26 protein-coding genes and 1 other annotated feature are annotated in these 23,391 nt (G+C 36.4%); of the genes, 20 read left to right on the top strand and 6 right to left on the bottom strand.

Features of this window, described 5'->3' with window-relative positions; all coding sequences use genetic code 11:
• Positions 1–21: 21 nt before the first annotated feature.
• The gene (locus MWH28_RS06820; protein WP_248618571.1) at positions 22–267 is read right to left on the bottom strand and encodes an AbrB/MazE/SpoVT family DNA-binding domain-containing protein; all 246 of its coding nucleotides are present in this window, start codon (positions 265–267) and stop codon (positions 22–24) included.
• Positions 268–504: 237 nt separating this feature from the next.
• On the opposite strand from MWH28_RS06820, the gene MWH28_RS06815 reads away from it, so the two are divergent.
• The 18 genes from MWH28_RS06815 (at position 505) to MWH28_RS06730 (ending at position 16,733) form a co-directional block, all read left to right on the top strand.
• A complete protein-coding gene (locus tag MWH28_RS06815) occupies positions 505–1,539 on the top strand; it encodes a DNA double-strand break repair nuclease NurA (RefSeq protein WP_248618570.1) in 1,035 nt (344 codons plus the stop codon).
• 12 nt (positions 1,540–1,551) lie between these two features.
• Positions 1,552–3,396: an ATP-binding protein gene (locus MWH28_RS06810; protein WP_248618569.1), complete on the top strand. Its 1,845-nt coding sequence runs from the start codon at positions 1,552–1,554 to the stop codon at positions 3,394–3,396.
• A 212-nt stretch (positions 3,397–3,608) separates the two neighbouring features.
• Positions 3,609–4,862, top strand: coding sequence for a methyl-accepting chemotaxis protein (locus MWH28_RS06805; RefSeq protein WP_248618568.1), 1,254 nt, complete (start codon positions 3,609–3,611; stop codon positions 4,860–4,862).
• Between the two features lie 454 nt (positions 4,863–5,316).
• Positions 5,317–5,531: a binding site (T-box leader), on the top strand.
• A gap of 150 nt (positions 5,532–5,681) precedes the next feature.
• The gene (gene metG, locus MWH28_RS06800) at positions 5,682–7,607 is read left to right on the top strand and encodes a methionine--tRNA ligase (RefSeq protein ID WP_248618567.1); all 1,926 of its coding nucleotides are present in this window, start codon (positions 5,682–5,684) and stop codon (positions 7,605–7,607) included.
• 9 nt (positions 7,608–7,616) lie between these two features.
• Positions 7,617–8,381, top strand: coding sequence for a TatD family hydrolase (locus MWH28_RS06795; RefSeq protein ID WP_248618596.1), 765 nt, complete (start codon positions 7,617–7,619; stop codon positions 8,379–8,381).
• A 92-nt stretch (positions 8,382–8,473) separates the two neighbouring features.
• Positions 8,474–9,076, top strand: a complete 603-nt coding sequence (locus tag MWH28_RS06790) for a TatD family nuclease-associated radical SAM protein (protein ID WP_248618566.1) — start codon at positions 8,474–8,476, stop codon at positions 9,074–9,076.
• 240 nt (positions 9,077–9,316) lie between these two features.
• Positions 9,317–9,850 carry a ribonuclease M5 gene (gene rnmV / locus MWH28_RS06785; RefSeq protein ID WP_248618565.1) on the top strand — a complete coding sequence of 178 codons (534 nt, stop codon included), beginning with the start codon at positions 9,317–9,319 and terminating at the stop codon, positions 9,848–9,850.
• A 10-nt stretch (positions 9,851–9,860) separates the two neighbouring features.
• Positions 9,861–10,715, top strand: coding sequence for a 16S rRNA (adenine(1518)-N(6)/adenine(1519)-N(6))-dimethyltransferase RsmA (gene rsmA / locus MWH28_RS06780; protein ID WP_248618564.1), 855 nt, complete (start codon positions 9,861–9,863; stop codon positions 10,713–10,715).
• 102 nt (positions 10,716–10,817) lie between these two features.
• Positions 10,818–11,084 carry a Veg family protein gene (locus MWH28_RS06775; protein WP_248618563.1) on the top strand — a complete coding sequence of 89 codons (267 nt, stop codon included), beginning with the start codon at positions 10,818–10,820 and terminating at the stop codon, positions 11,082–11,084.
• Positions 11,085–11,293: 209 nt separating this feature from the next.
• The gene (locus MWH28_RS06770) at positions 11,294–12,307 is read left to right on the top strand and encodes a S1 family peptidase (RefSeq protein ID WP_248618562.1); all 1,014 of its coding nucleotides are present in this window, start codon (positions 11,294–11,296) and stop codon (positions 12,305–12,307) included.
• Between the two features lie 80 nt (positions 12,308–12,387).
• Positions 12,388–13,125, top strand: coding sequence for a CAP domain-containing protein (locus MWH28_RS06765; protein ID WP_248618561.1), 738 nt, complete (start codon positions 12,388–12,390; stop codon positions 13,123–13,125).
• A gap of 133 nt (positions 13,126–13,258) precedes the next feature.
• Complete coding sequence (locus tag MWH28_RS06760) at positions 13,259–13,468, top strand: hypothetical protein (RefSeq protein ID WP_248618560.1); 210 nt, start codon at positions 13,259–13,261, stop codon at positions 13,466–13,468.
• An 80-nt stretch (positions 13,469–13,548) separates the two neighbouring features.
• On the top strand, positions 13,549–13,866 hold the full coding sequence (locus MWH28_RS06755) for a hypothetical protein (protein ID WP_248618559.1): 318 nt from the start codon (positions 13,549–13,551) through the stop codon (positions 13,864–13,866).
• Positions 13,867–13,977: 111 nt separating this feature from the next.
• A complete protein-coding gene (locus tag MWH28_RS06750; RefSeq protein WP_248618558.1) occupies positions 13,978–14,223 on the top strand; it encodes a hypothetical protein in 246 nt (81 codons plus the stop codon).
• A 163-nt stretch (positions 14,224–14,386) separates the two neighbouring features.
• Positions 14,387–14,710: a hypothetical protein gene (locus tag MWH28_RS06745; RefSeq protein WP_248618557.1), complete on the top strand. Its 324-nt coding sequence runs from the start codon at positions 14,387–14,389 to the stop codon at positions 14,708–14,710.
• 53 nt (positions 14,711–14,763) lie between these two features.
• Positions 14,764–15,681: a hypothetical protein gene (locus MWH28_RS06740; RefSeq protein WP_248618556.1), complete on the top strand. Its 918-nt coding sequence runs from the start codon at positions 14,764–14,766 to the stop codon at positions 15,679–15,681.
• A 252-nt stretch (positions 15,682–15,933) separates the two neighbouring features.
• A complete protein-coding gene (locus MWH28_RS06735; protein ID WP_248618555.1) occupies positions 15,934–16,212 on the top strand; it encodes a hypothetical protein in 279 nt (92 codons plus the stop codon).
• A gap of 35 nt (positions 16,213–16,247) precedes the next feature.
• A complete protein-coding gene (locus tag MWH28_RS06730) occupies positions 16,248–16,733 on the top strand; it encodes a CalY family protein (protein WP_248618554.1) in 486 nt (161 codons plus the stop codon).
• Position 16,734: 1 nt separating this feature from the next.
• Here MWH28_RS06730 and MWH28_RS06725 read toward each other — a convergent pair whose 3' ends face one another.
• The gene (locus tag MWH28_RS06725; protein ID WP_248618553.1) at positions 16,735–18,234 is read right to left on the bottom strand and encodes a carboxypeptidase-like regulatory domain-containing protein; all 1,500 of its coding nucleotides are present in this window, start codon (positions 18,232–18,234) and stop codon (positions 16,735–16,737) included.
• Between the two features lie 20 nt (positions 18,235–18,254).
• A complete protein-coding gene (locus MWH28_RS06720) occupies positions 18,255–18,704 on the bottom strand; it encodes a hypothetical protein (protein WP_248618552.1) in 450 nt (149 codons plus the stop codon).
• Between the two features lie 145 nt (positions 18,705–18,849).
• Between MWH28_RS06720 and MWH28_RS06715 the strand changes: the two genes are divergently transcribed.
• Positions 18,850–19,608 carry a sulfotransferase family 2 domain-containing protein gene (locus tag MWH28_RS06715; protein WP_248618551.1) on the top strand — a complete coding sequence of 253 codons (759 nt, stop codon included), beginning with the start codon at positions 18,850–18,852 and terminating at the stop codon, positions 19,606–19,608.
• A 30-nt stretch (positions 19,609–19,638) separates the two neighbouring features.
• Complete coding sequence (locus MWH28_RS06710; protein ID WP_345894754.1) at positions 19,639–20,388, top strand: sulfotransferase; 750 nt, start codon at positions 19,639–19,641, stop codon at positions 20,386–20,388.
• A gap of 48 nt (positions 20,389–20,436) precedes the next feature.
• On the opposite strand, the gene MWH28_RS06705 is transcribed toward MWH28_RS06710, so the two are convergent.
• Genes MWH28_RS06705 through MWH28_RS06695 form a run of 3 tightly spaced genes read right to left on the bottom strand, consistent with a single transcriptional unit; the run spans position 20,437 to position 23,376 of the window.
• Positions 20,437–21,513: a glycosyltransferase family 4 protein gene (locus MWH28_RS06705; protein ID WP_248618550.1), complete on the bottom strand. Its 1,077-nt coding sequence runs from the start codon at positions 21,511–21,513 to the stop codon at positions 20,437–20,439.
• A complete protein-coding gene (locus tag MWH28_RS06700) occupies positions 21,513–22,634 on the bottom strand; it encodes a glycosyltransferase family 4 protein (RefSeq protein WP_248618549.1) in 1,122 nt (373 codons plus the stop codon). The genes MWH28_RS06705 and MWH28_RS06700 overlap by 1 nt, the downstream gene beginning before the upstream one ends.
• Positions 22,624–23,376: a glycosyltransferase gene (locus tag MWH28_RS06695; protein WP_248618548.1), complete on the bottom strand. Its 753-nt coding sequence runs from the start codon at positions 23,374–23,376 to the stop codon at positions 22,624–22,626. The genes MWH28_RS06700 and MWH28_RS06695 overlap by 11 nt, the downstream gene beginning before the upstream one ends.
• Between the last annotated feature and the right edge of the window lie 15 nt (positions 23,377–23,391).

Raw genomic sequence — 23,391 nt, 5'->3', positions numbered from 1 at the left:
CTTATATATGTTATTAAAAACCTAAGCAGAATGTGACATTTCTTCTAAGCATTCAGGACAAATATTCTTCCCCTTGAAGTTAGTGATGTTATCAGCATTATTACAGAAGATACAAGCCGGTTGATATTTTTTCAAGATGATCTTTTCCTTATCGACATAAATCTCTAAAGCATCCTTATTTTCAATATTCAAAGTCCTTCTTAATTCAATTGGAATCACAACTCGTCCTAATTCATCTACTTTCCTTACAATTCCTGTTGATTTCATGTATAATCCTCCTTTAATTTCTTATGTTTGGTTATTCGACATTATCTATCTAAATAATAACATATTTTTCAAGCTAAGTCAATAGTTATAATAAAATTTTAGTTATAAAACCCTTTTTCGACAAAACAACCTAACAAATTATACTAAAATTTATTTTAAAAGTCAATAAAAAATCTTTTTTACAAAAGAAGGGAATGAGTTTTTAATCTTGAAGAAAGAATAAAGGTTGGTGATATTATGAATGAGATAACAACTGGTTTAAAATCATTATTACAAGAATGTAATCAAAAGTTGAAAGAGAAGTATCAAAATCAAGCTAATTTAGCTCAAAAAGAGCTGAGAAATTTGATTAGTCAAAAGGTAGGTAAAATTGTAACTTTAAATGAAATAGATCAGCAAGAGATCGAAGAATGGTTAGCTGAGCAGGATGTTGTGGGGGTAGATGGTTCAATTAATACATTAGGGAAGAATTATCCTCATTACATTACTTTATTACAAGCTTTGGCAAAGAGTACAGATAAAAATAAAGAAGGTATTGTCAAGCATGAAGCTTTTAGCCCTTTAATTGATGAAGATCGAGATAAGATCCGAAAAAAGACTTATAAGGATAATTTGGCCCAAGAGAATAAAGATGTTATAGTTTATCCTCAAGAAGCAGCAGGAAAGATTAAAAGTTCTTTATTAGCGGCATTAGAAATCTTAGTAGCTAAAGATAGTATCTTAGAGTGGAATCCTAAATTAATTATGATGGATGGTTCACTGATTAGGTATCAGATGCAGGCTGAAGAGGAGTGGAAAAGGCTAGTGGAGTTGGCTTTAGAAAATGATGTTATCCTAGTAGGGGTTATAGAAGAGATTGGAACGAATGATCTAAGTAAAAATCTAGCAGATGATTTGCCTGCTAAGATGATAGAAATGTATGATCGAGAGTTATTATTTGGTTTACTAGAGATGGGAGAGATGATAAAATTAGAAGAGATTGATAGTTTTAAGGGGGAGACATTAAGTTCTGTCTTTTTAAGGACAACCCGTGATCCAGGAGTAATTGGGCTTGATATCTTAAAGGAGCAAGAACAGGAGTTAGATTTGATTGCTGCTTTGGTTCAGTCTTTAACTCCTGCAGGTGGTAGAGGGATTCCAATTTGGTTAGATATTGTTGATGAAGAGGTAAGGATTACGGATAAGATGATGGAATTATTGATTGATAATTATTTAGAGCCTGGTTTAAAGCAGAAATTATTTCATGCTAAATCTTTAGATCGAATATATTAAGGTGGTGATTAGATGCAGGTAGTAGGTTTGACGACTCAACAACAGGTCTATGTTGCTTCTAAAGAGCGTAAGTTTAGGATTAATGAAATGTTAAAAATAATTGATTCTGAGTTGAATTATCCATTAGGTGAGGTAATTGAAACCCAATCTTATAACCGATATATTCCACTAGCAATAGATAATAGCTTTGTTGATCAAGGTGTTATTGAATCTTTAAAGAGTATAGGGTATAATTTAGCAGAGGATGAAATAAATATTGCTAAAGTGAGGTTGCTAGAAGAAGCACCTTACCCGATTCAGACTGGAGTCGATGTTGATATACCTAGTTTTGATGAAGTTAAGGATTTACTGGTCAAAGAGGAACCCGAAGAGGGCTTGGTTTTAGGAGTAATTAAAGGAACGGAAGAGATGGCTTCTGGAATGGATGATCACTTAAAGGGGATTGCTCCGTTATTGGAGGATGATAAGGTAATTGCTCAGGAAGGGATTCCATTTAATTTTAAATTAAAGGCAATGCATAAATATCCTCACATCGGGATTATTGGTGGTTCTGGATCAGGTAAGTCATTTGGAATGAGGGTTATTTTAGAGGAGTTAATGAAGTTAGAGATTCCAACGATTGTCTTTGACCCTCACTTTGAAATGGATTTTGCTACTCCATTTCCTAATTTAGCAGAGGAGAAGCAGGTTAATTTTAATGATAATTTTGCAGTGTATCAGATCGGTCAAGATGTAGGGGTTAATTTTGCTGAGCTATCTAGTAAGGATTTGACCGATTTATTGGCAGCTGCTAGTGACTTGAGTGATTCAATGATCAATGCTGTTCAGAAGTTACACCAAAAAAGAGATAGCTTATTGACTTTTGATCAAAGATTAGGCGATTTACAAGAAGCACAGAGATTGGGTCAAAATAGAATTGAACGTGATCTCAAAAATGGAGCCGTTACTGGAAACAAAAAAGAGGAATATAATAACTACTTAGGTTTATTAAGAGAGTTTGGTGATTTGCCAGCTAGTTCAATCAGTGGCCTAGCTTGGAGACTTGGTAGGTTAAAGAGGGAAGGATTATTTAGCCATAGTATCGATCAGATCGAAGAAGGTGTTAGGGCCAGAAAATTAGTTGTGATTCAAGGGCCAATCTGGCTATTACAGGTCTTTGCTACATATGCCTTAGGCACTTTATATCGGAAACGGCGTGATTATAAGGATGCTCAATATCGACGTCAAGAGGCTGACTATTTTCCTCCATTTGTAGTGGCTACTGATGAGGCTCATAACTTTGCTCCGAAAGGTTATCAATCACCAGCTAATAAGATTATAAAAGAGATTGCACAAGAGGGGCGAAAGTATGGAACCTTCTTAATCTTAGCGACTCAACGACCAACATTACTTGATGAGACAGTGACAGCTCAATTGAATACTAAATTTGTCTTTAGAACGGTAAGGGCAACTGATATTGAAACGATCAAGCAAGAAACGGATTTAACTGCTGATGAAGCTAAGCGATTGCCTTATTTGCGTTCTGGGGATGCTTTTGTATCTTCAGCAATCTTTGGAAGAACTTTAGCAATTAGGGTGAGGGTGGCTAAGACGACCAGTCCCCATACTAAAAATCCTTTTGAAGAATTAGAAGAGCAGAGTAATGTTGAGATTGAGCGGTTATATGAAGCAGTTGTTGATGAGTTACCAATTGCTAGTACTGATATAGCCTTTAAATTAGAGCAGGTTAATAAGAATTTAGAAGAGACATTAGATGTTGAGCAATTACGAGATAAATTGGATCTATTGGTAGAGGAAGGATTGATAACTACGGAAGATTCATTTATGAATGATGAAACTTATCGAGTTAAGGATTAATTACAAAATAGCTTAAGTTTAAGGTTGAGGTTAAGTCTGAGTCAACCGTTAAAAACATAAGGGCTTTTAGTTCTTACTTAAACTTAGACTTGTACTTAAACTTAAGCTATTTATCAAGAAAGTTCAAATTAAATTCACAGAACTTTCACAAGGGATTATCACTTTTCTGAAGAATAATTATCAATGAGGAAATTAACTAAAGGAGGATTAAATTGAGTAAGAATATAAATCAGTTAATTAATTTAAAGAATTTGAAGGTCAGTCTACGGGTTAAGTTTTTATTTTGGACAATTTTAGCTTTATTAGTTGGCCCGGTAATCGGAGAGTGGTTGAACAATCTGATTAATCAACATATCTATCAAGGTGAATTCTCTGTTTATATTGCTACAGCAGTGAATACGATAACAATAACAGCTGTAATCTTATACTTGACTAATCGATTGATCATTGGTCCTGTTAAAAAGATCGGGTGTATGCTAGAGGCGATGGGGGAAGGAGATCTTGATCTTGAGACTTTGGATGTTAAGCGAAATGATGAGATTGGATTTTTGCAACGAGAGTTGAATCAGATGATGATTAATATGACTCAAATGATGGAACGAATTGATCAGGCAACGGAAAAGGTCAATCAAATCAGTGATGATTTATCTAAAGCATCTGATGAATCAGGTGAGATGGCTGAACAAGCTTCGGCAGCTATTCAGCAGGTAGCAAGTAGTTCAGAACGTCAAGTTAGCTTGGTTCAAAATTTGGCTGCTGATCTGCAAAATATAGGTGGAGCAACGACTGATGAAGAGCAAGTTTCGATCAAAGATATTTCTCAGGCTGCTAATGAAGGGACTGAAATCATTAATAATGCTGTCAATTCAATGCAAGAGGTCAATCAAACGATTAATCAATCAGCTACTACAGTAGATCAATTGAATGACTATACTCAAGAAATCAGTCAGTTTGTTGATGTGATTACTAATATAGCAGAGCAGACGAATTTATTGGCTTTAAATGCTAGTATAGAAGCAGCACGAGCTGGAGAACACGGGCAAGGTTTTGCAGTAGTAGCAGAGGAGATTAGGCAATTAGCAGTCGAGTCGAATACGGCAGCTGAAGATATTGTTGATTTAATTAGGGAGATGAAAGAGCGTTCCGAAAATACTGTTAAAGCAATGAAGGGCGGACGTAGTAAAGCTGAAGCTGGAATGGAGATTATCAACCAAGCAGATGATGTCTTCATAGATATTAAAGGACGGGTTAATGGTATGGATTCAACGTTGGAGCGACTTGTTTCTAATGTAGATGAAGTGGCTAGCTTTACTGAAGAGGTTGCTGCTTCGGCAGAGCAGGTTGCTGCAATCAGTGAAGAACAGTCTGCTGAAGCTCAACAGACATCTGCTATTGCCGATCAACTAGATCAGATGATCAGTGATTTGAATGGGTTAACGGATAAACTTGAATTATATGATCAATAAAGCTAATCCCTTGACAAATCTAGTCTAATGATGTATATTTTTTAAGTAGGTTGGGAAGATAATACATAAGGGCAGTTTATAATTGATAGTTAAAACCAAAGATAAAAAGCAATAAAATTAATAGCAAACCAAAAGCAATAAAGGGAGAGTAGAAAAGATAAGTGCTCAAGGTCTTTAGAGCACTTATCGATCACGAAGGGTTCAAAGAACCCGAAGGGACTTCTTCACTTGATAGAAAAATTAATATTAAACAAAAGCAATGAAGGGGAGAGTAAGTACCACCACCTTATTTACAGAGAACTGGGGGAAGCTGAGAACCAGAATGAGGGGAGTACTGAAGATGGCCCTGGAGCGGAAAAGATAAGTGCCCAAGCTTTTTGGGGCACTTATCGATCACGAAAGGTTCAAAGAACCTGGAGGGACTTCTTCACTTGATAGAAAAATTAATATTAAACTAAAAGCAATGAAGGGGAGAGTAAGTACCACCACCTTATTTACAGAGAACTGGAGGAAGCTGAGAACCAGGATGAGGGGAGTACTGAAGATGGCCTTGAAGCTGACTAGCTGAAGTTCAGTAGGCTAGAACGGTTAGCTACCGTTATTGAGCTAGAGAGTGGCTATGGTGATAGCAATTAGGGTGGTACCGCGATGAAACCTCTCGTCCCTAACTTTAGGGATGGGGGGTTTTTGTAGTTTACAGTTTACAGTGGATAGTGTACAGTTAAAACCTTTAAAAATATGGTTTTAATTGTTGGTTCTTTAACTGTAAACTGTAAACCGTAAACTGTACACTAAATAAAAAGGAGTTGAGGATAGAAGATGAGTGATAAGACTTTTTATGTTACAACACCGATTTATTATCCGAATGATAAGTTGCATATTGGTCATACTTATACTACTACTGCAGCTGACACAATCGTTAAGTTTAAAGAACTACAAGGCTATCAAACAGAGTTGATTACAGGTTCTGATGAGCATGGACAGAAGATTGCTCAAACAGCGGCTAAACATGATCAAGAGCCACTTGAATATGTAGATGAGATTGTAGATTCATTCAAACAACTGTGGGATAAGCTTGAAGTAGATTATACAGAGTTTGTTAGAACTACAAGTAAAGAGCATAAGTTGGATGTGCAACAGATCTTTAAGAAGGTTTATGATCAGGAGGATATTTATAAGGATAAGTACCAAGGTTATTATTGTACTCCATGTGAGACTTTCTGGAAGGAAAGGCAGTTAGATGAGGATAATAATTGTCCTGACTGTAACCGAGAAGTTGAATGGATGGAGGAAGAGAGTTACTTCTTTAAGATGTCAAAGTATGAAGATCAACTATTAGACTTTATCGAAGAGAACCCTGACTTTATCCAACCTGCTAAGCGCAGAAATGAGATGATCAATTTTATTGAGGATGGTTTAGAGGATTTATGTGTCTCTCGAACAACCTTTGATTGGGGGATTCCTGTTCCCGTTGATGATGATCATGTAATTTATGTCTGGTTTGATGCTTTAACTAGTTATTTAACTGGGATTGATTTTAGGCGTGATGAGGAGAAGTTTAATCAATTTTGGCCGGCTGATATTCACATAGTTGGTAAGGATATTTTACGGTTTCATACAGTGATTTGGCCCGCTATCTTGATGGCAGCTGACCTACCTTTACCTAAACAGGTATTTGGACATGGCTTTTTGTTAGTAGAAGGGGGTAAGATGTCTAAATCAAAGGGAAATGTAATTGATCCAGTTAAGTTGATCGATGATTTTGGGGTTGATGCTGTCCGTTATTACTTATTACGTGAGATTGCTTTTGGATCTGATGGTTCTTATTCTACCGAATCATTTATTCAGCGAAGCAATGCTGACTTGGCCAATGATTTAGGTAATTTATTGAACCGAACGGTAGCAATGGTCGATAAGTATTTTGATAGTCAGATTCCTGAAGCAACTGTAGAGACAGATTTTGATCAAGATTTAGAAGAGGTAGCTCAAGAGTCTTTGGCAGCGATGGCAGAGAATATTGAACAGTTACAGTTCAGTACTGCTTTAGAAGAGTTATGGCTCTTAATTAGGCGGACTAATAAGTATATTGATCAGACAGAGCCGTGGATTTTGGCTAAAGATGAGACTGAACGTGACAAATTAGGAACGGTTTTATATAATTTATTAGATAATCTAAGAAGGATTGCTATTGCATTAGTACCTTTCATGCCTCAAGCACCAGCTAAGATCTGGGAGCAGTTAGGAATTACAGCAGATTTAACAGAGCAAAGCTGGGATGATGCTTTAGCTAAAGGTCAATTAGAAGCAGGGATTGAAGTTAATAGTGGTGATCCAATCTTTCCTAGAATTGATCTAGAACAGTATTATGAACAATTAGAAGAAGAAGCACAAGAGGAGGAAGATAAAATGGCAGAAGAAGATTATATTAATTTTGATCAATTTGGTAAGTTAGATTTGAGGGTAGCAGAGGTATTAGAAGCAGAAAAGATTGAAGGTAGTGATAAATTACTTAAGGTGCAGGTTGATCTAGGTAGTGAAGAGCGACAATTGGTAGCAGGAATATCTAAGTATTATGATCCAGAAGAGCTAGTTGGTAAGAAGGTTGTAATGGTTGCTAATCTTGAACCAGCGACTATCTTTGGGGTTAAATCTAATGGAATGATCCTGGCAGCTTCTAATGATGAGGACGATCTAACAATAACAACAGTTGATCGTGATATTGCTGCTGGAGCTCAAGTAAAGTAGGTGAAAAATATGTTAACAGATACTCATGCCCATTTGGATTTTGATCGTTTTGAGCAAGACCGTCAAGAAGTGATTGCTAGAGCGAAAGAAGAAGGAATCAGTACGATTATTAATGTCGGGGCTGATATGCAATCGAGTGAGAATTCGGTTGAGTTGGCTAAAGAATATGATTTTATCTATGCTAGTGTTGGTGTTCATCCTCATGAAGCTAAGTCGGTAACTAAAGAGGATTATCAGAGGTTGAAGGAGTTGGCCCGGCACGAGAAAGTAATTGCTATTGGGGAGATAGGGCTTGATTATCATTATGATAATTCTCCTCGTGAGGTACAACAGCAAGTCTTCAAAGAGCAGTTACGGGTGGCTAAAGAGGTTGGATTACCGGTTGCAATTCATAGTAGGGATGCTAAGGATGATACGTTGAAGATTTTAGAGGAGGAAGCAAGTGGTTTAGAAGGTGTGATGCATTGTTATGCTTATGATTTTAATGTAGCACGTAAGGTGTTACGACTTGGTTTCCATATTGCTTTTGGGGGAGTAATCACCTTTAATAATGCTAGTAAGTTACGAACGGTGGTTGATAAGGTCTCTTTAAATAAGATCTTATTAGAGACTGATGCTCCTTATTTGACTCCGGATCCTCATCGGGGCCAACGCAACGAACCAAGCTATGTTAAGCATGTAGCAGAGAAGATAGCCGAGATAAAAGGGGTTAGCCTAGAAGAGGTTGCTCAACAGACAACTGCTAATGCAAGGAAGTTATTTAATATTTACTAATAGCTAATTAAGGTACTGGCTACTTAAGTGACCAGTACCTTAATTTAATAATTGTGCATTGTAAATTGTCAATTTAAATAGGAGTGGTATAGATGACGATAGCGTATCAAATAGGGGATAGATTATATCTTAATTTGACCAATCAATGTAGTAATGATTGTAAGTTCTGTATTAGAAGATTTCAGGCAGGGGTTGGGGGCTATGAATTATGGTTTGATCAGGAGCCGACAGTTGAGGAGATTATTGCTGAGCTAAATAAGGAAGATATTGATCATTATCAAGAGGTAGTCTATTGTGGTTATGGTGAACCTTTGATCAGAGTAGATGTGTTAGTGGAAACGAGTAAATTTTTAAAGGAGAATTACCCGGAAGTTAAAATCAGATTGAATACTAATGGTCAAGCTAACTTGATCCATCAAGAAAATATAGCCCCTAGATTAGAAGGGTTGATTGATATTATCTCGATCAGTTTAAATACTGCTGATGCTAGATCTTATCAAGAGTTGTGTGAATCAGAATTTGGAGAAGAGGCATTTGTAGGGATAATTGAGTTTATCAAGGAGTCGAAAAAGTTTATTCCTAAAGTTATCGTTTCGGTGGTTGATCAGGCAGGGGTAGATGTTGCTGCTGCAAGAAAGATAGCAGAGGAGTTAGAGGTTGAGTTTCGAGTGAGGAGCTTTTCTGAAGATGAATAATAATTGACAATATTGTGATACTTTCGTACCACAATATTGAGTTGACAGTTTACGGTTTACAGTTTACAGTTAAAGGTCAAAACCTTAAGAGATTAAGACCTTTGAAAAGCCTTATACTTAAATGGTTAGAGTGGTTTTGAATTTAGATTTTTTCTATCTACTGTCAACCGTCAACTGTTCACTGTCAACTGATATAAAGTGAAGCTTTATATCAATTCAAAGCGGTTAAAGGAGAAAAAGATGATTAAAGAAGTGATTGTAGTTGAAGGTAGGGATGATTTGGCGGCGGTTAAGGCAGCGGTTGATGCAGAAGTGATAGTGACGCAAGGTTTTTCATTGTCAGATGAGGTGTTGGAGAGGATTAAGTTGGCCCAGCAGAGGACAGGGGTGATTATCTTTACTGATCCAGATCATGCTGGGAATTTGATTCGGAAGAGGATTAAAGCAGAAGTAGCTGGTTGTAAGGATGCTTATCTAAGCCAAGCTGATGCGTTGCAGGCAGGAGATATTGGGATTGAGAATGCTAATCCAGAGGTAATTAGAGAGGCTTTGGCTAAGGCTAAAGTGACACATGTAGAAGATGAAACTCGATTCAGCAAAGAGGATCTAGTAATGACAGGTCTGATCGGTCAAGCGGGAGCAAGAGAATTGCGAACTAAGGTCGGTAAGGAGTTAGGAATTGGGTATGCTAATGGTAAGCAGTTTGTACAGCGTTTGAATAACTATCAGATCAGTCGAGAAGAGTTTATCGCTGCGGTAGAAAAGTTTAATTGAGGTGAAATTAATGGAAATTGCAAAGCAGACGCGTGAGATATTAAGGAAGCATGATTTAAGATTAAAGAAGGGGCTAGGACAGAACTTTTTAGTTGATACGAGTGTTTTGGATCAAATAGTAGAAGCAGCTGATTTAAGTGAAGATGAGACGGTGGTTGAGATTGGCCCGGGGATTGGTGCTTTGACGGAGAAGTTGGCCCAATCTGCTGGCAAGGTGATTGCTGTTGAGCTAGATCAGCGATTGATTCCGGTTTTAGAAGAGAATTTAAGTGCTTATAACAATGTAGAGATTGTTGAAGGGGATGCTTTAGAGGTTGATTTTGATCAATTAGCAGGGGGAGATTATAAGGTAGTTGCTAATCTGCCATATTATATTACGACTCCAATTTTGAGAAGGTTATTAGAGGAAGATTTTAGTGTAACAGAGATCTTTGTAATGGTACAAAAGGAAGTAGCAGAGAGGATGGCAGCTGAACCTGGAGATAAAAGCTATGGTGTTTTATCTTTTGGGGTGCAATATTATACTGAAGCTGAGATTGAATTTATAGTTCCTTCTTCTGTCTTTATTCCGCAACCTAAGGTTCAATCAGCTGTTATTGGATTAAGGTTATTAGAGCAGCCTCGAGTAGAGGTAATAGATGAAGAGTTCTTCTTTAAAGTAATTCGAGCTTCTTTCCAACAGCGCAGGAAGATGATTAGAAATTCATTGAGTAAAGCAGCTAATATTAATTTGAGCAAAGAGGTAGTTGAGCAGGCCTTAGAAGAGGTAGGGATTGATTCACGAGTTAGAGGGGAAAAATTGAACTTAGAGGAGTTTGCTAAGTTGAGTAATCAGTTATATAGGGGAAGTAAGAAAGTAGATTAGAAATAGTTGATAATTATGTCTTAGTTTGTTATAATTAATTATTTGACTTGTTATTATATTTTTGGTATAATTAGTAAGAGAAACTGAGAAGGGTGGGTAGAGATGTCAAATAATATTTTAAATCAAATTAAGAGTGACTTAGACTCTTTTGTAGGTAAAGAGGTTCACTTAAAAGCTAATCAAGGGCGACGTAAGATTATGGAGAAAGAGGGCATTTTAGAAGAAACATACTCTAATGTATTTGTTGTCAAAGTTGACGATAATCAAACTCCACGCCGTATTTCATATAGCTATGCTGATGTATTGACTGAAACTGTTGAAATTAAGATCAAAGAAAATAATATGAAGATTGGATGTATCAGTATTTAAAACTCCTCATTTGAGGGGTTTTTTTATTATTTAAAGAAATTATGTTTTTTAGAGGTTGTGGATAACTTTTATAAGTTTTTATTTATTGGTTTTACTCAAACTTAATCTTAGACTTAAACTGAGTTGCCGAAGGCAACTTTTTTATTTCCCTTCCTTTCACAAAAATCAGTTAGTTGAATAAACTGATATTAACTGAAAGGAGGGAGATGATGAAGAGGATTAAGGATGTAATCGATAAATATAAGTCTCAACTTTTTGCTTTGGAAAATGTAGTAGGGGTTGGCTGTGGTTATAAAGAGGTTAATGGTAGAAAAATTAATGAGGAATGTATCGTAATTTTGGTGGAGAATAAGCTGGATCAAGATCAACTAGATAAGAATCATATTGTACCACAGACGATTGAACAACATAAGACTGATGTGATTGAAGTTGGTAAGGTGGAATTATTGAGTTCTGATAAGGTTAGAACAACGAAATTAAGACCTGCGCAACCTGGAGCAAGTATTGGACATTATAAAATTACAGCTGGAACCTTTGGAACAGTTGTTAAAGATAAAAAGACAAACGAGCCGTTGATCTTATCTAATAATCATGTTTTAGCAAATATTACAGATGGCCGTGATGGTCGAGCTGAAAAGGGAGATATTATTCTACAACCAGGCAGTTATGATGGTGGAGATGATGAGCAGGATGTAATTGGCCATTTAGAACGGTTTGTACCAATTCACAATGAACAGGCTTCAACTTGTCCTTTGTTGCGAGGACTTACTAGGGTGTTGAATGGATTTGGTAGATTATTAAACTTCCCGTATCAAATGGAACCTATGAGCGCAGAGAACAAGGTTGATGCAGCAGTAGCTAAACCTAAATCACCTGATTTGATTAAAACAGAGATTATGGGTTTAGGTGAAATAGAGGGGATAGCTGAACCTGTAGTAAATATGAGAGTCAAAAAGAGTGGTAGAACAACTGGGATTACCGAATCAAGAATTAAGGCGATTGGTGTGACAATTAATGTTCAATTATCAGATACAGAATCAGCAGTATTTACAGATCAAATAGTAACTGATCCATTTTCTATGCCTGGTGATAGTGGTTCTATAGTGATTAATGATGATAATGAAGTTGTAGGTTTATTATTTGCTGGTTCAGATAAGAGTACGATCTGTAATAGAATTGATAATGTTTTAGAAGCTTTAGATATAACTATTGAACCAAACTAACTACCAAAAGTTACCTTAATCTTTAAAAAGTTGTCATGGTATAATTAAACTAACTAAGAAAATAGGAGGCTGACTACTAGATGAAAGCAACAAAGTTAATAAGTTTGGTACTTATATTCGCTTTAATTATGCCGACAGTACTTATGATAACAATGGAGACTTCTTATGCAGCTACTGGTAGTTTAGGTTTATCTTCGGGAAGTGGTTTTTTAAATTTTTTGCAAGGGTTACTAGGTTTCTTTTTTCTTGAGCGGTTTGTAGGTCAAGATGATACAGAAGCTAGTGAGCCTGAAGTAGATGAGTCGGATCAGACCGAACAGAATAGTTCAGAGCAGAAATCTGGTGAGGAGATTGTTGAAGAGGAGAATGAAAAAGATCAGCAAGATGAAGTAGCCCAAGAGTTTGACTGGACTGAAATGCAAGTAACGAGCTTGACTACTACAGAAAGAGAGATGTTGGAGTTGGTCAATCAAGAACGAAAAGAGAGAGGATTGAATGAACTAAAGACCGATTATCAATTGGTTAAGGTAGCTAGGGCCAAAAGTCAAGATATGATCGATGAGGATTATTTTACCCATCAATCTCCTAATTATGGTTCTCCTTTTGATATGCTGAGGAGAATAAATGTTAGTTATAACATAGCTGGGGAGAATCTAGCAGGGGCATCACGAGTGGAGTTGGCCCATCAGGAGTTGATGAATAGTCCTGGGCATAAGGAGAATATCTTACATTCTGATTATACCCATGTAGGGATTGGAGTTATTGAAGGTGGAAGTTATGGTAAGATGTATACTCAAATCTTTGCAAATTTAAAATAGTAAATATCTTTATCGAGAGGAGCTGATTAAAAATCAGCTCCTTTTTTGATTGAGGATTAACTTTTTAAAGGAACAATTTTACATGATTTCTAATAAGATATATTAAAGTTAGTAGAGAGGATGATTGTAATTAATGAACAATTATATTATTCAACTATTTCTTTTATTGGTGGTATTGAATAGAATTATTTTTATATATCAAATTATTGGTTACTATTTAATTATTCAGCAAAAAAAGACTAAAGAAATAGAACAAAGAGATCAACTTAGAGATAGAGATATCGATAAAGAAGATATTAAGCGTTCTTATATCAATCTATTTTCAGCAGAGAACTGGGTTTGAAATAATGATCACTAGTTCAAATTAACGAAAATAAAACTAGGGCATATGATATAGTATCAAGTTAGAAAGGAGGGATAAAGATGGCTGAAGAGACTGAAAAGCAAAGACGTAGACCTCCTAAGAAAAAAGACTTTGTGAAAGTATTGAGACGTTTAGCTAAATGTAATAAACCAGTAACTATCATAGTTAAGTCAGGAGCAAACTGTTGTGAATTGACAGGTTGTGTAGGAGAAGTAACAGATGAGTTTGTTGTCTTAATTGCTAGCAATAATGTCTGCATCAGAAAGTATATCAGAACAGAATTTATTTGTGCAGTGATTGAGCCAGCTGAAGTTGATAAACGTAAAAGAAGACGAAGAAGAAGAAAGAGACCAACAACTATAGAAGATGATGATTAATTTGACAAAGGGACGGTTGGAGATTTCCGGCCGTCTTTTTTTCGATTTTATTAACAGGATGACAGAGAACTCATATAATGTAATATCAAAAGTAAGAAAGGGGGGATGAACATGGCGGAAGCTCAAGGCCATAAAAGAAAGACTTTTGTAGGTGTGTTAAGACGTTTAGCTAAGAAAAATAAACCAGTTACAATTATAATTACTTCAGGAGCAAATTGCTGCGAATTAACTGGGTGTATAGGAGAAATAGTAGGAGATGAATATATCACTTTGATCAATCCTAATGATGTTTGTGATAGAACCTTTATCAGAATTGACTGCATCTGTGCTGTGATTGATGAAACCTGTGGTTGCTAAGTAGTTAATAAATCAAATCAATAGTTATTGGTTGGGGCTTGCTCCAGCCAATAACTATTCTAAATTGAGTCTATTGGGAATTACATAACAAGTTTATGGTTTAACAATTTGGAAAGTTGAGGCATATTATAAATTAGCCAAAATAAAGAAAGGGGGGAGCAATATGGCTGAGATTGAGCATAGTAAAAGAAAAGATTTTGTAAAGGTGTTGCGGGGTTTTGCTAAGAAGAACAAACCAATCACTATTATAATTAAATCAGGGCAGAATTGTTGTAGATTTACTGGATGTATCGGAGAGATAGTAGGAGTTGAATATATTACCTTAATTACTAGTAATGGTGTCTGTGTTAGAACTTATATTAGGATAGATTGTATCTGTGCTGTGAAGGATGAAGTTGAAGAAGTTAAAGATTTTAAAGGATTTAAAGATATTGAAGATGTTGAAGATGTTGAAGACGAGAAGGATGAATGGTGGCATGATATGTAAATTCAAGATTAGAGTGAGCTAGTTTAAATTGAATTAGGAAGGGGGGAGAGTGGATGGAGGAAGATGCAGATTTTTTAGAGGAGTTGTTAGAAAAGCTGATGATCGAGTTATTGGAGTCTAAGGGCCAACCAACGAGAAATCCTCCTACTCCTTCATTGAATGATTTCTCTGAAGTAGATAGTGAAGATATTGACCTTAGTGCTAAGGATGCAGATCAATTATTGAAGTTTCTTACTCAAGCACTTAAAAGGGTAGATTTTAAAGAAGAGGCTTTAACTGAGGAGGAAGAGGAGTTTGCTGATGAATTTGAAGCAGAGAAAGGGGGGCAGGAGATGGAAGATGAAGCAATTAAAATTAGGAAGTTAGGGGAGTTAAACAGCTTAAAAGATAAAATACATAGGTTAGAAAAAGAGTTAGAAGAGGTTAAACAAGATAAGCAGCAAGTGATTACTAAAGAAGATGATCAGCTAGGTGATTTTAAGGAACTACAAGAAGAGCTTAAAGAATTAAGGGATGAATTGATTGCAGTTAAAGAGGAGAAAGCAGAGAGTTCAAGCTCTAGAGATAGGCATGATTTTAAAGCAGAATTAAAAAAGCATGTCAAAAACTTTGATTTTGTTAAGTTGATCATCATAACTGGGGATAGCTGTTGTGAAATTATTGGGGCCTTATTTGAGATTTATAGTGATTTTGTAATCGTACTTGCTAATGGTAATCGGCTGATCAAGGTTCCAATTAAGAAGATAGCAGCTTTAGAGAAGATTAAGACGAAGAAGAAGAGAAAGAAGGATGATAAGTCAGACTCAGATGATCAGTCATCTACACAGGAGCAGACTTCTCAAACAATGGAGGACTATCAAGAAGAAGCTGATACTGCTGCTAAGCAAGAAGAGCAAGATGATGATGATGAATTAGAAAAAGTTGAAGCTGAAGAACAGAAAACTTCTGGTGGTAATTTAGAAGTAATCTAGGTTCTATTTTAAAGATCTCTCCGTAAGGAGGGATTTTTATTTTCATTAAGGGAATTATGCTTTTTAGAGGTTGTGGATAATTTTTACTAGTTTGTATTTGTTGGTTTTACTTAAACTCAATCTTAGACTTAAACTGAGTTGCCGGAGGCAACTTTTTTATTGGAACTGCTTGTAACGGTAGTTATTTAAGCAACATATTATTAAAATAAGAGAGGCTTTGTAAGCTGTTTTTAATAGAAAGGGGGGGGAGGTTTGGATGAGCAGAAATTTCTGATAGAAAAGTTAAACAGTTTGATTTTAGGCGAGATGGTTACTATAGCGATTCAAGCAGGTGATGAATGTTGCAGACAGACAGGAATGGTCTGTATGGTAGTCAATGATGAATTTGTTGTATTACTGACTAAGAAGAAGAATAAGGTCTTTATTCCGACCAACAAGATAGTGGCTGTCTTCAGTCCAGATAAGCCTTTTCCTCCTGAAGAAGGGATCAATCTCAAGGTCAGTAGTAGGGTGGTTACTGGGGTGTGGTAAGTAGTTTGGTATGATCTAAAAAAGGGGGTTAGAAGATGAAAAAGAAACTCTTTAATGCCTTAAATAAAAGTAAAGATAATAGAGCAGAGGCTGGCAAGGTGGATCTGTTAGTTAGCGAGGAAGAAATAATTGATGTTAAAAATATGCTTCCTGGGGATACGGTAGAAGGGATGCTTGTGGTTGAGAATATAGGAACAGTCGTTGCTAACTACTTTATTTCTGCAGAGTGGTTTAGCCCACAAGATAAGCCACCTCAAGAAGTAGCCTTGATTGCTGAGAGCTTGAAGATGGATCTTAAAGTTGTTGAAGAGAAAGAAGATAAAGAAGAGCTAAAGGAGAAGATCTTTGTTGGCCCGCTTCTTGAATTGATCAATCAATCTGAGGAGGGGGTTTTGATTGAGGTAGATGAGAAACAGAAGATTAGGGTAAGAGTAACACTCGATAAAAGGGCCAACAGGTTCATTCAACAACTGGATCTAGAAGTTGAACTCTTATTTATAGCTGTTAAAGCAAATGATTAACCTACCATTCCTCTCTAACCCAAAAGACTACACTTGCTTCTCCTGTCCCAGAAACAGTTCTTAAAGCTAGGGTAACAGGTTGAAGGCCACTGAAGTCAAGATCTAACAGCTCAATCGTTGCTAACTCTATTCTGGCAAATGGTCCATCTACATCCCCACTTACTAAGCCAGAAAAGATTAATTCTCCTCCTGTCAAATCTGTAGCTTCAGTATCACTCTCGACTGCTGTCTCATCAGTCGATGTATTGGTAGGCACTCCAAAGTTTGCATTAGTTAAAGTAGGAGCAAAGCGGATTTCATAGATTAAATTGGCATCACTGATAATATCAAAACTCTGTAATTTAACACTGACAGAGTTACTACGATTTGCTACAGGAAAGTCTTCTTCACGTCTGAAGCTTACGGTGGGGATTAAGGTTTCATTTACTGAAATATTAAGCCTACGCTCTGAGGTAATGCGTCGATTGGGTACATAACGTCCGATGACATGGTATTGACGACCGGCAACGAACATGGTAAACTCTTCAGCGGTAGCTCCATTGACTATCTCACCTCTAATGGGGAGGTTAGGATCACCAAAAGTCGTCTCTTGATCAGGTTTAAAACGATGAAGAGTTACTGTCTGTTGAACATTATTTTGATCGACTAATAATACTCGAAAGAGGGTAACTCCATAACCATAACAGGTATAGAGTATCTGAAATATATTACCTCGGCTTAGATCAAGGTTCAATCCGCTTGGCCCTGTGCCATCTGCTGGATCGCCATTCCAATTAGCACGATGGACTTTATTATCGACTCCTTCCCGTCTAATAGCCACGAAGAGCCCATTGTCATCTATGCCCAAATAAGCACCATTATCATCATCAAAGTAACCCCAGCGTGCTTCTTGTTCTCCTGTAGGGTTTTCAGGCAATCTAACTGCTATGCCAGTTTCTCCAGCATTTCCTGGTTGATAACGCCCTCGCTCAGCACTATCTAAGGTTGCTTTACTATCAGCTTGAGCAGCCGTTTTAAGAACAAACTCAACCCCATTATTAGTTACTGAGCCACCAGTTTCTTCAGTAGTTATGTCACGTAATTCTGAAACCCCATAAGGGGTATCTAGTTCAATTAAAGGGGTCTTTTCATTGCTAATTAATTCATCGAATTGGCCGGCTTCAGAGCGGATGTTTAGATTGCCAATCTTATCTGTAGAGAGGGTGGTTATCTGATCTCGATCAGCAAAAAAACGGCCAGCAGTCTCCAAGGGGGTTAGGTTGATATCGATATTCGTTGTTTCACCGTCACGGACTCTGATAGATAAGCGAGGTGAGGTTTGATGGCCTTGCAAAGAGGCCTGGACAAAGTAGATTCCTGGATCTAGTTCAATAGAGGTAAATTCGCCATTCTCATCAGTGATCTGGGTATCCATAATTCCCTGAAAGATATTGACAATTACATTCTCTAACGGGTCGTTATCATGGGCATCACGGATAGTACCGCTAATATAACCTGGCATTTATTTTTATACCTCCTCTTTTAGGTTGCGATAAAGATCAAATCAAAGATGATCCCAATTCCGGCTAATGATGTACCTGCTGTTTCGGGTAAAGTAATAGTAAATGTTACATCTTCCTCTATTATTTCTAAGGTAAGTAAGCGACCATCTGGAGGTTGATTGATCAGATCAACCATCTTGCCCGAGTACAATGTAGCAGGATCAGGTACTGTGACCGTTATCTCCAACTCATTTGCTAAGCGAGTTGCTTGGGCTGGGGTAGTTGACTCAGCAGCAGACCAATCTACTGAGATAAAATAAAAGGTATCAACTGTCCCTGTATTGGCGACATTGATGGTAGCACTGACTGAATCACCTGGAGTCATATTTTCTTTTGTAATTGCTTCTTTTTCTGGAGAGACAGTCAACTCTAAGGAAACACTATCACTGACATCAGAACTACTACTTTGTGCTTGAAAAGTAAATCCCATAATCTTCATCACCCGTTAATAACTATTATTAATTAGATTATATGCTTAATAATAAGCTTATATTATCTAGGTTTGATTTGAAGCACAGATTTATTAAAAAGAGAATAAGATAGAATAAAAATATATTTAAGGAAGTGTTGCCTAAATGAATCAAGAACTTTCACTTTTAATCTTTATGCACGTGCCCAAGACTGCTGGAACTACATTACGGACTATTATTCAAAACCAATATCAAGCAGATGAGATTTTAAGCCATCCTAATCAGATGCCTACTTTTGCTGAATTATTTAAGACTATGTCGGTTAAGCAGGTTGAAAAGGTCAAGTGTATTACTGGTCATTATTCTTATGGAATTCATAAATTTTTTGAGCGAGATTTCACCTATATAATATTTTTGCGGAATCCAATAGAAAGGGTTATTTCTTTGTACTATTATTTGAAAGATGAACCTGCCCACCCCAATTATCAAATGATTAAAGAGCTGAGCTTAGAAGAATTTATTGATTTAGATCTAGACTTAATTCAGTCTCAAACTGAGCTATACCAATTACATCATACCAATACCCAGACATATTATGCTGCGGGTAAAACTAATGATCTAAAACAGGCCAAAGAGAATTTGAATAACTATTTTTCTGTAGTAGGGATCACAGAGATGTTTGATCGGTCATTACAACTGATAAAAGAAAAATTAAACTGGGATAATATTTCTTATTCTAAAAAGTTAGTAAATAAGAGACGTCCTTCTTTGGATGAGATTCCTCAGCATATAATTAAGAAGATTGAAGATAAGAATAAACTTGATCTAGAATTATATCACTGGGCCAAACAGAGATTGAAACGGGAAATAATACTCAATAAAGGGGGAGTTAAAGGATCAGTAAGGTTGAATAGCAAGGAATAGAAAACATTTACTAAAAAGGAGGGATTCAAAATTGATCTTATAATATCAGCTGCTACCCACCGAACCGGTTCTACACTGTTACAACGAATTTGTAATGCTAGAAAGAAGACTTTAATCTGGGGTGAACATCAAGGGATATTAAAATTATTTAGAGAGATTTATGATGACACAAAGCATTGTTCTGATTATTGCCAGCATGAGAGAAACGATTATTTCGGTAATAACGAAGACCCAAACCAATGGATTGCTAATCTAACTCCAACCAATGAATATGTTGATCAAGCAATAGTAGCTTCTGTTAAGTCTTTTTTGGCTAATCTTTATTCTCAATATCAGAATTCACATGACATTATTGGATTTAAAGAAGTTAGATATGGACAACAAGAACTGGAGTTATTGAGAAAGTGCTATCCAGAAGCGATAATCTTTCTTTTAATTCGAAACCCAGTAGAAATATGGAAAAGTATACCTGATAACTGGCCTATATCTAATCATATAGAAAAATATATAACTACTTGGATTGAAAATTCTAAATTTTATATCAAGATGGACCAAGAGGATAAAAGAGCTTATTTGATTCGTTTTGAAGATCTAGTTGCTAAAGATAGTCAGACAGTAAATTTGATCTCAAGATTGGCCCAACTATCTAAAGCACAAATTAATGATGTATTAAGGCATAAGATTGGAAGTACAAAGAATAAAATGATATCTGCTAAAGATGAAGCATTTATCCTAAAAAATTGCCAAGAAATCATGGAATTAATTGGTTATCAGGTCTGATAGCAAGTTAATAAATAAGAATACTAGCTTAAGCTAGTATTCTTAACTTTATTTTAAATAAATTGCTTTTAGATATTCTGCCCAGTACTGTCTCCATCTATCTATAGTAAAGGCTTTAGCAGTTTCTCTGGCTCTTTGGCCTAGTACTTGCCTCATCTCTTGATTATTAATTAAAAGGTTAACCGCTTTGTTTATAGTCTTTAGGCGAGGAGGAACTAAAATACCATTATAACCATCTATAATTAAGTTAGTCAAGCCACCCACATCAGTTGCTATAATAGCCTTACCACTGGCCATCGCCTCTAAACAGGAAAATGAAGTACCTTCACTATACTTACTAGGAATAATAACAATATCTGCCTGTTGGTAGATTGCTGGCATTTCACTGAATTGTAAATTGAAATTTTTGACCTGATCTTGGGCCAAAAATGATTTGATTTCTTTATTTTTGTCGGGGTTATTGCGGTCTATAGCCATTAGAATTTCAATATTATCAACTGTACTTATTAATTGATTTGCTAATTCAATAAAGATATCTGTTCCCCGACAATTATCAAGACGGCGAGGGTAGAGGATTCTGATTTTAGAATCAGTAGTTGGATTTTTACTTGGTTTAAATTCTTCTAGATCGACAAAGTTAGGAATAACCCTGATTTTATCGGTGGTTCCAGGCCAGATCGAACGCATGACATTTAAAAAATTATAGTCACAGCTGATTACTAAATCTACTTCATTCAATACATTGCCACACAGTTTAATCATTTTTTCTTTTCTTTGTTGCTTAAAATTATTACTATCCCACCACACCCCATGGGAGATAACAATCGAATTCTGTTTATAATACATTGGACTTTGTAAAATAGAACCATATAATATTTTATCACAACAACTATTCGCCTCTTCTACAACAGCTTCTGGGGAAAATTGAGCAACACCATGACCAATTACTTTAACTCCATTAACTTCCCGTTCCCAGTTTGAATTTCCATTTTGATGGACTTCAACCTCCCAGCCCAGATCATTGATTAAATCAATTAACGCCCAGGCATAACGTTCAAGTCCTCCGATCACCAATTCATCTCCTGACCAGGATAGTAAATTAGGTACAAAAAAGCCTAGCTTCATTAGTTAAAGACCTCCTTTAGAATAGCTTCCCAGTTCTTTCTCCATTGTTTCATAGAGAAGGTTTTAGCCACTTCAATTCCTCTCTGACTCAAAAGTCGGGCTTGTTTGGGATCTGCAAGTAAAGAAGAGATAGCTTCAATCAAGTTTTTAGCAGTTGGTTTAACTAAGAGACCATTATATTCATTAAAGATTAGATCTGATAAGCCCCCTACATGACTTGAGATTACTACACAACCAGAGGCCATGGCTTCTAAACAAGAAAGTGAGGTTCCTTCTGCAGCCTTGGTAGGAATCAAAGCGATATCCATCTGCTTATAAAGCTGTGCCATCCTTTCTGGTGACTGCCAATAGTAATAGATTCTCTCATGTTTTGAAGCCCACTTCATTAATTCCTTCTCTGTCCCATCTTTATGGCCTCTGCCGACGATATGAAATTCCAAGTCCTTATTTTCAGAAGTCATTACTTCAGCTACTCTGATCGTTTCATTAATTCCTCGCACAGTAGTTAAACGGCGGGGATAAATAATCCTAATCGGTTTTTCTTTTAGAACTTCTCTTCGATTTTGAGGGTTAAACTTCTCTAGATCAACAAAGTTAGGTATGTAATTGAATTTATGATCAAGTCCAGTCCAAGTAGCCTTGACCCACTGAATGAAAGCTGTGTCGACCGAGACAATTTTTTCTGGGCCAGTTAAAGCAATCTTTAATCTTCTTAACCACTCTTCTCGCCCCTGCTGACCATTGATTAAATTATCAAAGGTCGGATAATCCCAATAGATTCCATGGGACAGAGAGATACTCTTTTCTTTAACTTGGGGATAGGCTAAAAAGGTAATGAAATAGATTGCGTAATCAATATCAGCTGCTCGTTCTAAAAAGGCATAATTTAAATCGGGCATAGTTTCATAAGGTGATTTTGTAACTGGGATACTCTTGACCATTACTCCATCCATCAACTCCTGTTCCCAACCACTACCTACTTGCCACCATTCAACCTCATAATCTAAATCTAAAAGTAATTTAGTCAATTGATAACCATAACGCTCTGCTCCTCCATAGATCAATCTCTCACCACTAGGATCATAAAAGTTACTGGTTAAGATGCCTACTTTATCTTTCATTTACTAGCTCACCATCCTTCAATGATCTTTTCCGTTCAAACCATTCTTCTAATTTAACCTTATTAGGTAAAGCCATGACACTTTTAGTATGTGGTTGGACTTTTCCATATTGTTCTAAGTCTTTCTGAGAATAAAATAAGAATTTCTGATGATGATCTTCAGCGTTGGCCCAGCCGAAATGTTTGATTCTAATGTCTGAATGATAGATCTGCTTTAAATTTCTATATTCTAATGGCCAACGTCCAGTGTGAATAACATTGTCAGGCCAACTGGCATCCCATTCGGGATGGTATCGGGCTAAAAAAACACTTCCGGGACGATGCCAAGGATTCCAAGCTCCATCGACCCGATAAAACTCTTCAGATTTCCAAAAGTCAAAGAGACGAAAACTGATTGCTTGATAAGTCTCTTGGTTGATATAGTAACCCACTTCATCAATGATCCTATCACTAAAGATTTCATCGGCATCAATAGCTAGAAGCCAGTCTGGATTACGTTGGACTGCTAACTCCCATAACTTTGATCTAACAATAGTTTCGTCTTGATTAAATAAGCGAGTTTCATTTTTGAATAGATGTACTTTAGGATATTGCTGACATATGTTCGCTGTTTCATCGGTTGAGGCATCATCAAGAATCACAATCTCATCTACCCAACGAGTTAATTGTTCTAATGTCTGTTCTAAGTATCTATCAGCTTCATTGTAAACAGGCATCATTGCCACTAATTTATTCTTTTTCATCTATGTTGAACCTCC

The organism is Natroniella sulfidigena, from assembly GCF_023223645.1.
GTDB classification, from domain to species: Bacteria; Bacillota; Halanaerobiia; order Halobacteroidales; family Halobacteroidaceae; genus Natroniella; species Natroniella sulfidigena.
This window is presented reverse-complemented; position numbering and strand designations above follow the sequence as displayed.

Bases quoted from the DNA above. Each gene is read 5' to 3' on its own strand.
- MWH28_RS06770 (WP_248618562.1), top strand. From the start codon at position 11,294: ATGAAGAGGATTAAGGATGTAATCGATAAATATAAGTCTCAACTTTTT.
- MWH28_RS06810 (WP_248618569.1), top strand. From the start codon at position 1,552: ATGCAGGTAGTAGGTTTGACGACTCAACAACAGGTCTATGTTGCTTCT.
- MWH28_RS06750 (WP_248618558.1), top strand. From the start codon at position 13,978: ATGGCGGAAGCTCAAGGCCATAAAAGAAAGACTTTTGTAGGTGTGTTA.
- MWH28_RS06740 (WP_248618556.1), top strand. From the start codon at position 14,764: ATGGAGGAAGATGCAGATTTTTTAGAGGAGTTGTTAGAAAAGCTGATG.
- metG (WP_248618567.1), top strand. From the start codon at position 5,682: ATGAGTGATAAGACTTTTTATGTTACAACACCGATTTATTATCCGAAT.
- MWH28_RS06745 (WP_248618557.1), top strand. From the start codon at position 14,387: ATGGCTGAGATTGAGCATAGTAAAAGAAAAGATTTTGTAAAGGTGTTG.
- MWH28_RS06725 (WP_248618553.1), bottom strand. From the start codon at position 18,234: ATGCCAGGTTATATTAGCGGTACTATCCGTGATGCCCATGATAACGAC.
- MWH28_RS06820 (WP_248618571.1), bottom strand. From the start codon at position 267: ATGAAATCAACAGGAATTGTAAGGAAAGTAGATGAATTAGGACGAGTT.
- MWH28_RS06815 (WP_248618570.1), top strand. From the start codon at position 505: ATGAATGAGATAACAACTGGTTTAAAATCATTATTACAAGAATGTAAT.
- MWH28_RS06795 (WP_248618596.1), top strand. From the start codon at position 7,617: ATGTTAACAGATACTCATGCCCATTTGGATTTTGATCGTTTTGAGCAA.
- MWH28_RS06720 (WP_248618552.1), bottom strand. From the start codon at position 18,704: ATGGGATTTACTTTTCAAGCACAAAGTAGTAGTTCTGATGTCAGTGAT.
- MWH28_RS06715 (WP_248618551.1), top strand. From the start codon at position 18,850: ATGAATCAAGAACTTTCACTTTTAATCTTTATGCACGTGCCCAAGACT.
- MWH28_RS06695 (WP_248618548.1), bottom strand. From the start codon at position 23,376: ATGAAAAAGAATAAATTAGTGGCAATGATGCCTGTTTACAATGAAGCT.
- MWH28_RS06765 (WP_248618561.1), top strand. From the start codon at position 12,388: ATGAAAGCAACAAAGTTAATAAGTTTGGTACTTATATTCGCTTTAATT.
- MWH28_RS06705 (WP_248618550.1), bottom strand. From the start codon at position 21,513: ATGAAGCTAGGCTTTTTTGTACCTAATTTACTATCCTGGTCAGGAGAT.
- MWH28_RS06790 (WP_248618566.1), top strand. From the start codon at position 8,474: ATGACGATAGCGTATCAAATAGGGGATAGATTATATCTTAATTTGACC.
- MWH28_RS06755 (WP_248618559.1), top strand. From the start codon at position 13,549: ATGGCTGAAGAGACTGAAAAGCAAAGACGTAGACCTCCTAAGAAAAAA.
- MWH28_RS06700 (WP_248618549.1), bottom strand. From the start codon at position 22,634: ATGAAAGATAAAGTAGGCATCTTAACCAGTAACTTTTATGATCCTAGT.
- MWH28_RS06775 (WP_248618563.1), top strand. From the start codon at position 10,818: ATGTCAAATAATATTTTAAATCAAATTAAGAGTGACTTAGACTCTTTT.
- rsmA (WP_248618564.1), top strand. From the start codon at position 9,861: ATGGAAATTGCAAAGCAGACGCGTGAGATATTAAGGAAGCATGATTTA.
- MWH28_RS06760 (WP_248618560.1), top strand. From the start codon at position 13,259: ATGAACAATTATATTATTCAACTATTTCTTTTATTGGTGGTATTGAAT.
- MWH28_RS06730 (WP_248618554.1), top strand. From the start codon at position 16,248: ATGAAAAAGAAACTCTTTAATGCCTTAAATAAAAGTAAAGATAATAGA.
- rnmV (WP_248618565.1), top strand. From the start codon at position 9,317: ATGATTAAAGAAGTGATTGTAGTTGAAGGTAGGGATGATTTGGCGGCG.